The 14846-nt window shown below is 61.2% G+C and carries 14 protein-coding genes; 13 read left to right on the forward strand and 1 reads right to left on the reverse strand.

Annotated features, from left to right (window positions below):
* Window positions 1–74 precede the first annotated feature (74 nt).
* The 11 genes from prfC to deoD all read left to right on the forward strand — a co-directional run bounded on the left by prfC (window position 75) and on the right by deoD (window position 11474).
* Window positions 75–1664: a peptide chain release factor 3 gene (gene prfC / locus EKL15_RS20290; protein WP_038878480.1), complete on the forward strand. Its 1590-nt coding sequence runs from the start codon at window positions 75–77 to the stop codon at window positions 1662–1664.
* 517 nt (window positions 1665–2181) lie between these two features.
* Window positions 2182–2796, forward strand: a complete 615-nt coding sequence (gene osmY, locus EKL15_RS20295; protein ID WP_087762942.1) for a molecular chaperone OsmY — start codon at window positions 2182–2184, stop codon at window positions 2794–2796.
* Window positions 2797–2957: 161 nt separating this feature from the next.
* Window positions 2958–3119 (forward strand): DUF1328 domain-containing protein, encoded by a 162-nt coding sequence (locus EKL15_RS20300; RefSeq protein WP_004857650.1) that lies wholly within the window; start codon window positions 2958–2960, stop codon window positions 3117–3119.
* 68 nt (window positions 3120–3187) lie between these two features.
* Entirely contained in the window at window positions 3188–3373 is a 186-nt protein-coding gene (locus EKL15_RS20305) for a stress-response protein (RefSeq protein ID WP_060422311.1), read from the forward strand.
* Between the two features lie 10 nt (window positions 3374–3383).
* On the forward strand, window positions 3384–4502 hold the full coding sequence (locus tag EKL15_RS20310) for a patatin family protein (RefSeq protein WP_060422316.1): 1119 nt from the start codon (window positions 3384–3386) through the stop codon (window positions 4500–4502).
* Window positions 4499–5281, forward strand: a complete 783-nt coding sequence (locus EKL15_RS20315) for a TatD family hydrolase (RefSeq protein ID WP_060422321.1) — start codon at window positions 4499–4501, stop codon at window positions 5279–5281. The genes EKL15_RS20310 and EKL15_RS20315 overlap by 4 nt, the downstream gene beginning before the upstream one ends.
* 184 nt (window positions 5282–5465) lie before the next feature.
* Complete coding sequence (locus EKL15_RS20320; protein ID WP_038881921.1) at window positions 5466–6743, forward strand: NupC/NupG family nucleoside CNT transporter; 1278 nt, start codon at window positions 5466–5468, stop codon at window positions 6741–6743.
* Window positions 6744–7113: 370 nt separating this feature from the next.
* Window positions 7114–7893: a deoxyribose-phosphate aldolase gene (gene deoC, locus EKL15_RS20325; RefSeq protein ID WP_004933072.1), complete on the forward strand. Its 780-nt coding sequence runs from the start codon at window positions 7114–7116 to the stop codon at window positions 7891–7893.
* Between the two features lie 66 nt (window positions 7894–7959).
* Entirely contained in the window at window positions 7960–9282 is a 1323-nt protein-coding gene (deoA, locus tag EKL15_RS20330; protein ID WP_019454991.1) for a thymidine phosphorylase, read from the forward strand.
* Window positions 9283–9352: 70 nt separating this feature from the next.
* Window positions 9353–10576 carry a phosphopentomutase gene (gene deoB, locus EKL15_RS20335; RefSeq protein ID WP_049198074.1) on the forward strand — a complete coding sequence of 408 codons (1224 nt, stop codon included), beginning with the start codon at window positions 9353–9355 and terminating at the stop codon, window positions 10574–10576.
* A 166-nt stretch (window positions 10577–10742) separates the two neighbouring features.
* On the forward strand, window positions 10743–11474 hold the full coding sequence (gene deoD / locus EKL15_RS20340; protein ID WP_004933059.1) for a purine-nucleoside phosphorylase: 732 nt from the start codon (window positions 10743–10745) through the stop codon (window positions 11472–11474).
* Window positions 11475–11643: 169 nt separating this feature from the next.
* Here deoD and EKL15_RS20345 read toward each other — a convergent pair whose 3' ends face one another.
* Window positions 11644–12327 (reverse strand): YtjB family periplasmic protein, encoded by a 684-nt coding sequence (locus EKL15_RS20345; protein WP_049198076.1) that lies wholly within the window; start codon window positions 12325–12327, stop codon window positions 11644–11646.
* Window positions 12328–12437: 110 nt separating this feature from the next.
* On the opposite strand from EKL15_RS20345, the gene serB reads away from it, so the two are divergent.
* A complete protein-coding gene (serB, locus tag EKL15_RS20350) occupies window positions 12438–13415 on the forward strand; it encodes a phosphoserine phosphatase (protein WP_016929162.1) in 978 nt (325 codons plus the stop codon).
* A 19-nt stretch (window positions 13416–13434) separates the two neighbouring features.
* Entirely contained in the window at window positions 13435–14820 is a 1386-nt protein-coding gene (radA, locus tag EKL15_RS20355) for a DNA repair protein RadA (RefSeq protein WP_025159617.1), read from the forward strand.
* Window positions 14821–14846: the final 26 nt, after the last annotated feature.

Consider the following 14846-nt stretch of genomic DNA (forward strand, 5'->3'; position numbering starts at 1 on the left):
CCGCTTTGCCCGGCGCCGCGATCGGCGCGTTCTGATGATGTCGCAGGGCGGACTAACCGTAGAACCTGAAAACCATGTCTCCTAGTGAATTTGCCCGCGAAGTCTCCAAAAGAAGAACTTTCGCCATCATCTCGCACCCCGATGCCGGTAAAACCACCATTACCGAAAAAGTGCTGCTGTTCGGACAGGCGATCCAGACCGCCGGTACGGTAAAAGGCCGTGGCTCCAGCCAGCACGCCAAATCCGACTGGATGGAAATGGAAAAGCAGCGTGGGATCTCGATCACCACCTCCGTGATGCAGTTCCCGTACCGCGACAGCCTGGTTAACCTGCTGGATACCCCGGGGCACGAAGACTTCTCCGAAGATACTTACCGTACCCTGACCGCCGTCGACTGCTGTCTGATGGTGATCGACGCCGCCAAGGGCGTTGAGGATCGTACCCGTAAGCTGATGGAAGTCACCCGTCTGCGCGACACGCCGATCCTGACCTTCATGAACAAACTGGACCGCGACATCCGCGATCCGATGGAAGTGATGGATGAAGTCGAGCGCGAACTGAAGATCGCCTGCTCGCCTATCACCTGGCCGATCGGCTGCGGCAAGCTGTTCAAGGGCGTTTACCACCTGTACAAGGATGAAACCTACCTGTATCAGACCGGTAAAGGCCACACCATCCAGGAAGTGCGCATCGTCAAAGGCCTGGACAACCCGGAGCTGGATGCGGCGGTGGGCGAAGATCTGGCGGCGCAGCTGCGCGATGAGCTGGAGCTGGTGCAGGGCGCTTCCCACGAGTTCGATCAGGAGGCCTTCCTGAGCGGCGAGCTGACCCCGGTGTTCTTCGGTACCGCACTCGGTAACTTCGGCGTGGATCACATGCTGGACGGTCTGGTGGCCTGGGCGCCGGCGCCGATGCCGCGCAAAACCGACACCCGCGAAGTGACGGCGGCGGAGGAGAAATTCACCGGCTTCGTTTTCAAGATCCAGGCCAACATGGATCCGAAACACCGCGACCGCGTGGCCTTCATGCGCGTGGTGTCCGGCCGCTACGAGAAGGGCATGAAGCTGCGCCAGGTGCGCACCGGCAAAGACGTGGTGATCTCCGACGCGCTGACCTTTATGGCCGGCGACCGTTCGCACGTGGAAGAAGCCTACCCGGGCGACATCATCGGCCTGCACAACCACGGCACCATTCAGATCGGCGATACCTTCACCCAGGGTGAAGACATGAAGTTCACCGGTATTCCGAACTTCGCGCCGGAGCTGTTCCGCCGCATTCGCCTGCGCGATCCGCTGAAGCAGAAACAGCTGCTGAAGGGGCTGGTGCAGTTGTCCGAAGAGGGCGCGGTACAGGTGTTCCGTCCGATCGCCAACAACGATCTGATCGTCGGCGCGGTCGGTGTGCTGCAGTTCGACGTGGTGGTGGCGCGTTTGAAGAGCGAGTACAACGTGGAAGCGCTGTACGAATCGGTCAACGTGTCGACCGCGCGCTGGGTCGAGTGCGACGACGTGAAGAAGTTCGAAGAGTTCAAGCGCAAGAACGAGATCAACCTGGCGCTGGATGGCGGGGACAACCTGTCCTACATCGCGCCGACCATGGTGAACCTCAACCTGACGCAGGAACGCTATCCTGACGTGACCTTCCGCAAAACCCGCGAACACTGATCGCTCGGCAGGGCGCCCCGTGCGCCCTGCACGCTTCTCCTATCCTCACTGCGCTAATTAATAAATCTTCCTCATATTTTATCCTGCGAACCGCTATCGCCAGGCGATGTTCGTTCGGCCTGCGTTTTCCGTCTGATGGTCTATCTTTAACGAGATGTCCGCACATTGCTTGAGAGTAAATCACTGCAATACGCTATTTGTTTGGTGAGTTATTCTGATGTGTTGCCGATAGGAGACAGTCAGTGTCTTTAAATATCAATGAGATAGCTATATTTCAGTTTTGTGTAACTTAGCCTGTCGCCAATAGGCGACAGTTTTTTGGCTAAAAATCCGACTTCTGAATTTTTTTCTTTGATTTTTAAAGTGTTTTTTGAGTTGGCACGGCCGTTGCAATATTCCTGTCGTGAACGCTTAATCGTATAGCGATGATGAAGTATTTACCGAGAAGGCCGCGTGAAGGTGGCCGCAGGGTTCCGGCGCTCTGGCGCTACGGGCCCCCAACAAAAGGAAGAGATCGATGAAAAAGACCAAATTTGCACACTCGCTGATGGCTGTCGTATTGGGTTCTGCTTTGGTAAGCGGCAGTGCGCTGGCCGAAGACAGCCTGCTCAACAAGGCGTCTAACGCCGCGGATAGTGCCGGTGCCAAAATCGATAGCTCCATGAAAAAAGTTGACGGTTACATGGATGACAGCGCGATAACGGCTAAAGTTAAAAGTGCGTTGGTGGAAGATAAGACCATCAAAAGCTCCGACATTTCGGTGAAAACCGAAAAAGGCACCGTGATCCTGAGTGGGTTCGTCGGCAGCCAGGCGCAGGCGGAGCATGCGGTCGCGGTCGCCGGCAAGGTGGAAGGCGTCAAGACCGTCAGCGACAAGCTGCACGTGAAAGATGAAGCCAACCAGTCGATCAAATCGTATGCCGGCGACACCGCCACTACCAGCGAGCTGAAAGCCAAGCTGCTGGCCGATGACATCGTGCCGTCGCGCAATGTGAAAGTGGAAACCACCGATGGTGTGGTGCAGCTTTCCGGTGAGGTGAAAACGCAGGCGCAGTCTGAGCGTGCGGAAAGCATCGCCAAGGCCATCGACGGCGTGAAAAGCGTGAAAAACGACCTGGTGGTCAAGCAGTAATTCCGCCAGGCGCCCGTAACAAGCAACAACAAGCCGCATCTGTCGGGCCGTGAAGGCGGCCCGGCATGTAACACCAAAAAAAGAAACTGATTTGCCGTCGACGTCCCGTTGTCGGGGTGGTAGATGGCAGCGAATTTTTTCACAATGGTAAGGAGAAGCTTATGTTTCGTTGGGGCATTATCTTTTTAGTCATCGCGCTTATCGCTGCGGCGCTGGGGTTCGGTTCGTTGGCGGGCACCGCTGCCTGGGCGGCTAAAATCGTGTTCGTTGTCGGCATCATCCTGTTCCTGGTCAGCCTGTTCACCGGCCGCCGTCGCCCTTAGCCGGCGGGCATTTTCCCGTAAACTGTAACAAAGCTTAACTCCTTTTCTCACGTCGGGGAGGGCCGGCCATGAACAGCGACATCATCGTCGGGCGCTGGAAACAGCTGAAAGGCCAGGTATGGCAGGCGTGGGCAGAATGGTCAGGCAGCGATTATGCCTGGCTGGCCGGCAGCAACGATTTCCTCGCCGGCGTACTGCAAGAGGATTACGGAAGAGAGCGAGACGCGGTATCCTCGGAGAAAACGTCTCACTGAGGATGCCAAGTTGGGATACAGAATACCCATCACGCTCGGCAATATAGAACCGCTGGCGTCTAAACCCTTTCGGCCAGGCAAGATGGCGCTGGTCTGCGAAGGCGGCGGCCAGCGCGGCATTTTCACCGCCGGCGTGCTGGACGAGTTTCAGCGTGCGGGCTTTAACCCTTTCGATCTGCTGATCGGCACGTCGGCCGGTGCCCAGAATCTCTCCGCCTATATCTGCGGGCAGGTGGGTTACGCACGTCGAGTGATCACCCGTTACACCACTTCTGCCCAGTTCTTCAATCCGCTGCGCTTCGTGCGCGGCGGGCATCTGATCGATCTCGATTGGCTGGTCGATACGGCGGCGGCGCAGATGCCGTTGGCGATGGACGTGGCGGAACAGCACTTTACCGACGGGCGCGAGTTCCTGCTGTGCGCCTGCCGCAGCGATGACTTTGAGCCGACCTACCTGCCGGCGCAGCGCGAACGCTGGCTGCCGGCCATCAAGGCGTCCAGCGCCATTCCCGGTTTTTATCGCCAGGGCGTGGAGCTGGACGGCGTCAGCTATCAGGACGGCGGCATCAGCGATGCGATCCCGGTGGAAGAGGCCTATCGTCGCGGCGCTGACACCATCGTGGTGATCCGCACCGTGCCCTCGCAGATGTACTACACCCCGCAGTGGATGAAGCGCATGGAGCACTGGCTGAGCGACAGCAGCCTGCAGCAGATGGTGCGTATCCTGCAGCATCACGAGCAAAGCTATCACCGCATCCAGCGCTTTATCGAGAAGCCGCCGGGCAAGCTGCGGATCTTCGAAATCTTTCCGCCGAAGCCGCTGGCCAGCAATGCGCTGGGCAGCCGACTGGGGTCGCTCAATCAGGATTATCACCTGGGGCGCCGCTGCGGCCGTTATTTCCTGGCCACCGTCGGCCAGTGGATGGCGCAGCCGGAGCCGGACGGCATGAAGGTGAAAAAAGCGCTGTCGCGCCGCCTGATCCAGCCGGAGAACGTCAGAATGCCTTCGCCGATCGTGACCGATATCGTCATGCCGTCCGAGCTGGGCGCGCAGCCGGAGGCCGCGGTAGCGGCGCCGAAGATCATTCTGCCGGGTGATTTGCCGCCGGGTGAAGGGGGGGCGCTGTGAGTTACGCCTTTACCGATACTCACTGCCATTTCGATTTTCCGCCCTTTACCGGGCATGAGGCCGAGAGCCTGACGCGGGCGGCAAGCGCCGGCGTGCAGCGCATCATCGTCCCGACGGTCACCGCCGATCGCTTTGCCCGGGTGCTGCGACTGGCGCAAGATCACGCGCCGCTGTTCGCCGCGCTGGGGCTGCACCCGCTGTATATCGCGCAGCATCATGAGCCGCAGTTGGAGCAGCTGGCAACGCTGCTGGCCGAACGGCCGCGCAAGCTGGTGGCAGTGGGGGAGATCGGGCTCGATCTGTATATGGACAACCCGCAGTTCGAGCGCCAGCAAAGCGTGCTGCTGGCCCAGCTGAGGCTGGCGAAACAGCATGACCTGCCGGTGATCCTCCATTCGCGCCGCACCCACGATCAGCTGGCCGCGGCGCTGCGGCGCATGCAGTTGCCGCGTCGCGGCGTGGTGCACGGCTTCGCCGGCAGCCTGTCGCAGGCGCAGGCCTTTATCCGCCTCGGCTATTACATCGGCGTGGGCGGCACCATCACCTATGAGCGGGCGCAAAAAACGCGCGGCGTGATGGCGCAGCTGCCGCTCGAGGCGCTGCTGCTGGAGACCGATGCGCCGGACATGCCGCTGGCCGGCTATCAGGGGCAGCCGAATCGCCCCGAACGCGCCGCCGAGGTGTTTCAAACGCTGTGCGAGCTGCGGCCGGAACCGGCCGACGAGATCGCCGCCCACCTGCAACGCAATACTCAGGCACTGTTCGCCATGCCGGATTGACGGGCTTATAACGTGACTTGCGTCACGTTATAAGATTTTCATTTGCGTCTCGTTGTATACATTTGTGACATAAATCGGTGCGAGGGTGACCTCGCTCAGTATAATCCCCCCCGAAACACTCCAATAGCAGACCTCTCTTCATGAGCAGGGATGTACTTTATTTTTTGCAACAGGGAAACTTTGCATGCAACTCATCATGAGTCTGGTCGGTATGGCGGTGCTGATCGCCATTGCGGTGCTGCTCTCCAGCAACCGCCGGGCCATTAAACTGCGCACCGTCGTGTGGGCGTTCATCATCCAGATCGGCATCGGCGCGCTGGTGCTGTATGTGCCGCTGGGCCGCAGCATCCTCGGCAGTATGTCTAACGGCGTGGCAAACGTTATCGCCTACGGCAATCAGGGCATTTCGTTCATCTTCGGCGGGCTGGTGTCCGACAAGATGTTCGAGGTGTTCGGCGGCGGCGGCTTCGTGTTCGCGCTGCGTGTTCTGCCGGTGATCGTGTTCTTCTCCTCGCTGATTGCGGTGCTGTACTACCTCGGCATCATGCAGTTGGTGATCCGCGTGCTGGGCGGCGGCCTGCACAAGCTGCTGGGCACCTCGCGCACCGAATCGCTGTCGGCGACCGCCAACATTTTCGTTGGCCAGACCGAAGCGCCGCTGGTGGTGCGCCCGTATATCGCCACCATGAGCCAGTCAGAGCTGTTCGCCGTGATGTGCGGCGGCCTGGCCTCGGTAGCCGGTTCGGTGCTGGCAGGGTACGCGCAGATGGGCGTGCCGCTGGAATACCTGATTGCCGCGTCCTTCATGGCCGCGCCGGGCGGGCTGCTGTTCGCCAAGCTGATGGTGCCGGAAACCGAGCAGACCCACGATAAAGACGATGCGATGAAGCTGATCGCCGAAGAAGATCGTCCGGCCAACGTGATCGACGCGGCGGCTTCCGGCGCGGCTTCCGGCATGCAGCTGGCGCTGAACGTCGGTGCGATGCTGCTGGCGTTTATCGCGCTGATCGCCTTGCTTAACGGCATTCTCGGCGGTATCGGCGGCTGGTTCGATTATCCGCAGCTGTCGCTTGAACTGATCCTCGGCTGGGTGTTCTCGCCGATCGCCTTCCTGATCGGCGTGCCGTGGAGCGAGGCGATGACCGCCGGTTCGTTTATCGGCCAGAAGATCATCGTCAACGAGTTCGTCGCCTACATGAACTTCGGCGCCTATCTGCGTCCGGACGACGTGGTGGCTGCGGAAGGCCTGCAGGTGCTGTCGGCCCATACCAAGGCGATCATCTCCTTCGCGCTGTGCGGCTTCGCCAACCTCTCCTCGGTGGCGATCCTGCTGGGCGGTCTGGGCAGCATGGCGCCCAACCGTCGCCACGACATCGCGCGTTTCGGTCTGAAGGCCGTGGCAGCGGGCACGCTGTCCAACCTGATGAGCGCCACCATCGCCGGTTTCTTCCTGGCGCTGTAAGCCATTCCGGAGCCCGCGACGGCGCGACCGATCGCGGGACTCCGCCTATACTCTAAGCAACGCGGGTGCTTGCCGCACCCGCGATCTTCAGCCGCTTCTTTAGCGAATTTGTGAACGATATCGCGTTATTTTGTGATGCTCTTCACATATAATTCCGGTCTGTTACAGTGCTATTTCATATAGTGTGACGATGAACGCGAATCGCCCTTGGCATTCGTGTTCAAATAGCTATTACTGGCCGGCCGCAAGGCGGGTGGCCATGTGCGGTGAGAAGGATCTCAGTTGCCGCCGCGGGAACGCCGTTCCCCTGCGCTATCTTCATGGAACCAAGTCCGCTCGCCAACACCCAGGTACTCAGTTGGAGAGTTTTATGACCGAATTAACCGCAGCAGCGCAACGTGCGCTGAACCTGATGGATTTAACCACGCTGAATGATGATGACACCGACGAGAAAGTGATCGCCCTCTGTCGTCAGGCCAACAGCCCGGCCGGCCACACGGCGGCCATCTGCATCTACCCGCGTTTTATCCCGGTAGCGCGCAAGGCGCTGCGTGAGCAAGGCACGCCGGATATCCGTATCGCCACCGTGACCAACTTCCCGCATGGCAACGACGATATCGACATCGCGCTGGCGGAAACCCGCGCGGCCATCGCCTATGGCGCGGATGAAGTGGACGTGGTGTTCCCTTACCGCGCGCTGATCGCCGGCAACGAACAGGTCGGCTTCGAGCTGGTGAAACAGTGCAAGCAGGCTTGTCAGGCGGCCAACGTGCTGCTGAAAGTGATCATCGAAACCGGTGAGCTGAAGCAGGCCGACCTGATCCGCAAGGCGTCCGAAATCGCCATCAAGGCCGGGGCGGACTTTATCAAGACCTCCACCGGCAAGGTGCCGGTCAACGCCACGCTGGAAAGCGCCGAGCTGATGATGTCGGTGATCCGCGATCTGGGCGTGGCGAAGACGGTGGGCTTCAAGCCGGCCGGCGGCGTGCGCACCGCAGAGGATGCGCTGCATTATCTGCAACTTGCCGATCGTATTCTGGGCGAAGGCTGGGCTGACGCGCGGCATTTCCGCTTTGGCGCTTCCAGCCTGCTGGCCAGCTTGCTGACCGCGCTGGGCCACCAGACCCAGACCGCCGGCGGCGGCTACTGATCGATTTCGTTGGCGGGCGCCAGGCGCGCCCGTCTGCACCGACTCTCGGCGACACAGGGGGATGCTTTGTTCCTGGCTCAAGAAATTATTCGTAAAAAACGCGACGGCCAGCCGTTAAGCGAAGCGGAAATCCGCTTTTTCATCAACGGCATTCGCGACAACGTGGTGTCGGAAGGGCAGATCGCCGCGCTGGCGATGACCATTTATTTCCATGACATGAGCATGCCGGAGCGCGTGGCGCTTACCATGGCGATGCGCGATTCCGGTACCGTGCTGGATTGGAAGAGTCTGGCGCTGAACGGCCCGATCGTCGACAAGCATTCGACCGGCGGTGTGGGCGACGTGACCTCGCTGATGCTCGGCCCGATGGTGGCGGCCTGCGGCGGCTATGTGCCGATGATCTCCGGCCGCGGCCTGGGGCATACCGGCGGCACGCTGGACAAGCTGGAAGCCATTCCGGGCTTCAATATTTTCCCGGACGATAACGCCTTCCGCAAAATCATTCAGGACGTCGGCGTGGCGATCATCGGCCAGACCAGCTCGCTGGCGCCGGCGGACAAACGTTTCTACGCCACCCGCGACATTACCGCTACCGTGGATTCGATCCCGCTGATCACCGCCTCCATTCTGGCTAAGAAGCTGGCGGAAGGGCTGGATGCGCTGGTGATGGACGTGAAGGTCGGCTCCGGCGCCTTTATGCCGACCTATGCCCTGTCGCAAGATTTGGCGCAGGCGATCGTCGGCGTGGCCAACGGCGCGGGCTGCAAGACCACCGCGCTGCTGACCGACATGAACCAGGTGCTGGCCTCCAGCGCCGGCAACGCGGTGGAAGTGCGCGAAGCGGTGCGCTTCCTGACCGGCGAATACCGCAACCCGCGCCTGCTGGAAGTGACGCTGGCGCTGTGCGTGGAAATGCTGCTGTCCGGCGGCCTGGCGCAAGACGAGGCCGACGCGCGCGCCAAACTGCAGGCGGTGCTGGACAACGGCAAGGCGGCGGAGGTGTTTGGCCGCATGGTGGCGGCGCAGCAGGGGCCGATAGACTTCGTCGAACGCTACGATAGCTATCTGCCGGCGGCAACGCTGAGCAAGCCGGTGTATGCTGAAAAGCCGGGCATCATCAGCGCCATGGATACCCGCGCGCTGGGCATGGCGGTGGTTTCGCTGGGCGGCGGCCGTCGCCGGGCGAGCGACGCCATCGACTACAGCGTTGGGCTGACCGAAGTGGCGCGCCTGGGTGATAAAGTGGATGCCCAGCAGCCGTTGGCGATGATCCACGCCAACGATGAAGAGAGCTGGCAGCAGGCGGCCGATGCGGTGCGCAGCGCAATGACGCTGAGCGACAAGGCGCCGGAAGCGACGCCGGTGGTGTATAAGCGCATCACGGAATAACCCAAGAATCAGGAACGGCCGCGGCTTTTTCGCGGCCGTCCAAAGCGTGAGAACACGCAGGAGAGCACAGATGAAACGCACATTTATTATGGTATTGGACTCCTTCGGCATCGGCGCCAGCGAAGACGCCGAACGTTTTGGCGACCAGGGTTCCGACACCCTGGGCCACATCGCCGAGGTTTGCGCGCGCGGTGAGGCCAACGTGGGCCGCCAGGGGCCGCTGACGCTGCCTAACCTGAGCCGTCTGGGCCTCGGTAAAGCGGCGGAAGAGTCCACCGGCAACTTCCCGCAGGGGTTGGACCGCAACGCCGACATCATCGGCGCTTACGCTTACGCCAGCGAGCTCTCTTCCGGTAAAGACACGCCGTCGGGCCACTGGGAAATCGCCGGTGTGCCGGTGCTGTTCGACTGGGGCTACTTCACGGACGAGCACAACAGCTTCCCGCAGGCACTGCTGGACAAGCTGGTCGAGCGCGCCAAGCTGCCGGGTTACCTGGGCAACTGTCACTCGTCCGGCACCGTGATCCTCGATCAGCTGGGCGAAGAGCACATGAAAACCGGCAAGCCGATTTTCTACACCTCCGCCGACTCGGTGTTCCAGATCGCCTGCCATGAAGAAACCTTCGGCCTGGATCGCCTGTATGAGCTGTGCGAAATCGCGCGTGAAGAGTTGACCGAAGGCGGCTACAACATCGGCCGCGTGATCGCGCGTCCGTTCGTCGGCGATAAGCCGGGCCACTTCCAGCGCACCGGCAACCGCCACGATCTGGCGGTAGAGCCGCCGGCGCCGACCGTGCTGAAAAAGCTGGTGGACGAGAAAGGCGGTGAAGTGGTGTCGATCGGTAAAATCGCCGACATCTACGCCAACGTCGGCATCACCAAGAAGGTGAAGGCTACCGGCATCGACGCGCTGTTCGACGCGACCCTGATCGAAATGGAAAAGGCCGGCGACAACACCATCGTGTTCACCAACTTCGTGGACTTTGACTCCTCCTATGGCCACCGCCGCGACGTGGCGGGCTACGCTGCCGCGCTGGAGCTGTTCGACCGCCGCCTGCCGGAGCTGCTGAAGCTGGTGAAAGACGAAGACATCATCATCTTCACCGCCGACCACGGCTGCGACCCGACCTGGCCGGGCACCGACCACACCCGCGAACACATCCCGGTGCTGGTTTACGGCCCGAAAGTGAAGCCGGGCTCGCTGGGCCACCGCGAGACCTTTGCCGACATCGGCCAGACCGTCGCCAATTATTTTGGCCTGTCGCCGATGGATTACGGTAAGAGCATGTTCTAAGCCCTGTCTTTCAAGCCGCAGCGTTGTTAGCTTCACGCGTGAACCCCAGTCACTTACTCAAGTAAGCTCCTGGGGATTCACCCGCTAGCTGCCTGGCTGCAACTCGACATTCAAGGCTTAGATGTTTGACGTTTTTATTAAATAAGATTTCTAAAGGAAGAAAATTATGGCTACGCCGCACATTAATGCTGAGATGGGTGATTTCGCTGACGTAGTACTGATGCCGGGCGATCCGCTGCGTGCAAAATACATCGCCGAAACCTTCCTGGAAGGCGCGGTGGAAGTGAACAACGTGCGCGGCATGTTGGGCTTCACCGGCACCTACAAAGGCCGCCGCATTTCCGTAATGGGCCACGGCATGGGCATCCCGTCCTGCTCCATCTATGCGCGTGAGCTGATCGCCGAATTCGGCGTGAAGAAGATCATTCGCGTGGGCTCCTGCGGCGCGGTGCGTGACGATATCAAACTGCGTGACGTGGTGATCGGCATGGGCGCGTGCACCGATTCCAAGGTGAACCGTCTGCGCTTCAAGGACAACGACTACGCGGCGATCGCCGATTTCGACATGGTGCGCAACGCGGTCGACGCGGCGGCGGCGCAGGGTATCCCGGCGCGCGTGGGCAACATCTTCTCCGCCGATCTGTTCTACACGCCGGATCCGGACATGTTCCAGGTGATGAAGAAGTACGGCATCCTGGGCGTGGAAATGGAAGCGGCCGGCATCTACGGCGTGGCGGCGGAGCTGTACGAAGAGTTCGGCTGCAAGGCGCTGACCATCTGCACCGTGTCCGACCACATCCTGCGTCACGAAGCGACCACGGCGGCGGAACGCCAGACCACCTTTAACGAAATGATCGTTATCGCGCTGGAATCCGTGCTGCTGGGCGACAAAGCGTAATACCCCGGCGGGCGTCATCATGGCGCCCGCCCGTCAATCTATTCATTCCGCTTGGCCAGTTTTGGCTAACGCTTTACCTTTCAATTGGTTGTGGATCCCGTTGTTACGGACAATCTATTCACCGAAAGGACAAGAAAACGGCACGAGCGCATTCAGCGCCCAGCCTGAGTTACCCCTTCTTCGGCGCTTCCTGTTTTTTCTCCGGCGCATCCTCTTCGTCGTCTTCCACCGTATTGCCTTCTGCCAACGGCGTGTTGGCGGTCAACAGGTACGGCGACTGCTGCCAGCGGCTGCGGCGGTGTTGCAGCAGGGTGCGCGCCAGAATGATGCCGATCGCCAGCGCCAGCAGGATCATCAGGCGCAGCAGGTTGGTGGTGTTGTCCACCTGCTTGGATTCGGTCGCCAACACGTGGGTGTCGAGGGTGATGCGGATAAAGCCGATCGGGCCGTCTTTGCCCTGAATGGATTCGACCAACTGGTGGTTGAAGTAGCTGCCGGCGCGTTTGCCGTCGAGCGACAGGCGATCGCGTATACTTATCTGTTCCCCGGCGTGGGAGACCAGCGTGCCGTCCAGCTGATACACGCTGACGTCGAGAATGCGGCTGTGATCGGTGAGCTGCTTGAGGATGGCGTCGATGCGCGGGGTGTTGCCGTCGTCGTCCAGCAGCGGCGCCAGGCTGTAGGCGACCTGTTTGGTCAGCGTCTGCGCCAGTTCTTCAACCTGCTCGGATCGCGCCATTTGGTGACTCAGGCTAAAATAAGAGGCGCCCTGCATCAGCAGCACCAGCAAAGCCAGGCAAATCAGGATAATAGCGGTGCGGTGCAGGCGAAATTTCAGTTTAGCGCGAGCCATGCAGGTTCCTTGGGCATCGGGGACACTTTATGTTGCCAGAACCGCTGGCGATAGGATAGCTTGATGCGTCGTTTTATCATGCAGCGTTTTTGTCCATTCAGGAGTCAATGATGTCAAACAGTCTGACCTATTGCGATCTTCCGGCGGAGATCTCTCAATGGCCGGGTCTTCCCCTTTCGCTCAGCGGCGACGAAGTGATGCCGCTGGACTACCGGGCGGGCAATACCGGGTGGCTGTTATACGGCAGAAAGCTGGACAAGGCGCGCATTACGCAATTCCAACGTAAGCTCGGCGCGGCGATGGTGATCGTCACCGCCTGGGGCGTGGACGACTATCAGGTGGTGCGGTTGGCGGGCACGTTGACGCCGCGCGCCAAGCTGTTGGCGGCGGAGAGCGGGCTGGACGTGGCGCCGCTCGGCAAGATCCCACACCTGCGCACGCCGGGGCTGCTGGTGATGGACATGGATTCGACGGCGATCGAGATCGAGTGCATCGACGAGATCGCCAAGCTGGCGGGCGTCGGCGAGCAGGTGGCGGAAGTCACCGAGCGCGCGATGCGCGGCGAGCTGGACTTTACCGCCAGCCTGCGCCAGCGCGTCGGCACGCTGAAAGGGGCCGACGCCAACATCCTCAAGCAGGTGCGCGACGAGCTGCCGCTGATGCCGGGGCTGACCAGCCTGGTGGGCAAGCTGCAGGCGATGGGCTGGCATGTGGCGATCGCCTCCGGCGGCTTCACCTACTATGCCGAATACCTGCGCAACCGGCTGCGGCTGGTGGCGGCAGCGGCCAATGAGCTGGAGATCCGCGACGGCAAGCTGACCGGCGAAGTGCTGGGGCCGGTGGTGGACGCACAGTTCAAAGCCGACACGCTGCTGCGGCTGGCGGAAAAGCTTGAGATCCCGCTGGCGCAGACCGTGGCCATCGGCGACGGCGCCAACGATTTGAAAATGATGCAGGCGGCGGGGTTGGGCATCGCCTACCACGCCAAACCGAAAGTGTATGAAAAAGCGCAGGTGGCGATCCGGCATGCGGATCTGATGGGCGTGCTGTGTATTCTCACCGGCAGCCTGAAACACGAAGTGCGATAACGAAAGATTGAGGTAAGACGTGGCAAAAGCGGCAAAACGGGCATTTGTGTGCAATGAGTGCGGGGCGGACTATCCGCGTTGGCAGGGGCAGTGCAGCGCCTGTCATGCCTGGAACACCATCACGGAAGTGCGTTTGGCCGCGTCGCCCGCAGCGGCGCGCAACGATCGCCTCAGCGGCTATGCCGGCGACGCCGGCGTCAGCAAGGTACAGAAGCTGTCGGAAATCAGCCTTGAGGCGCTGCCGCGCTTCACCACCGGCTTTCTCGAGTTTGACCGCGTGCTGGGCGGCGGCGTGGTGCCCGGCAGCGCCATTCTGATCGGCGGCAACCCCGGCGCCGGCAAGAGCACCCTGTTGCTGCAGGTGCTGTGCAAACTGTCCGAACAGATGAAAACCCTGTACGTCACCGGCGAGGAGTCGCTGCAGCAGGTGGCGATGCGCGCTCACCGTCTGGGGCTGCCGACCGGCGGCCTGAACATGCTTTCGGAAACCAGCATCGAGCAGATCTGCCTGATCGCCGAGCAGGAGCAGCCGAAGCTGATGGTGATCGACTCGATCCAGGTGATGCACATGGCGGACATTCAGTCTTCGCCGGGCAGCGTGGCGCAGGTGCGGGAAACCGCCGCCTATCTGACGCGCTTTGCCAAGACGCGCGGCGTGGCGATCGTCATGGTCGGCCACGTCACCAAAGACGGCTCGCTGGCCGGGCCGAAAGTGCTGGAACACTGTATCGACTGTTCGGTGCTGCTGGATGGCGACGCCGATTCCCGCTTCCGCACTCTGCGCAGCCACAAGAACCGCTTCGGCGCGGTCAACGAGCTGGGCGTGTTTGCCATGACCGAACAGGGGCTGCGCGAAGTCAGCAACCCTTCGGCGATCTTCCTCAGCCGCGGCGACGAAGTCACCTCCGGTAGCTCGGTGATGGTGGTGTGGGAAGGTACCCGGCCGCTGCTGGTGGAGATCCAGGCGCTGGTGGATCACTCGATGATGTCCAACCCGCGCCGCGTGGCGGTGGGCCTGGAGCAGAACCGGTTGGCGATCCTGCTGGCGGTGCTGCACCGGCACGGCGGGCTGCAGATGTCGGATCAGGATGTGTTCGTCAACGTGGTCGGCGGGGTAAAGGTCAGCGAGACCAGCGCCGATCTGGCGCTGCTGATGTCGCTGGTTTCGAGCCTGCGCGATCGGCCGCTGCCGAACGATCTGGTGGTGTTCGGCGAAGTGGGGTTGGCGGGGGAGATCCGCCCGGTGCCGAGCGGCCAGGAGCGCATCTCCGAAGCGGCCAAGCACGGCTTCAAGCGCGCCATCGTGCCGCACGGCAACATGCCGAAGAAGCCGCCGGCCAACATGCAGGTGTTCGGGGTCAAGAAGCTGGCGGACGCGCTGGACGTGCTGGAAGAGTTTTATTAATGTCGCCGACGGCGAGAAAGATATGC

Origin of the sequence: Serratia sp. 4542, assembly GCF_016805595.1 — a bacterium.
In the GTDB taxonomy this organism is placed as follows: domain Bacteria; phylum Pseudomonadota; class Gammaproteobacteria; order Enterobacterales; family Enterobacteriaceae; genus Serratia; species Serratia nevei.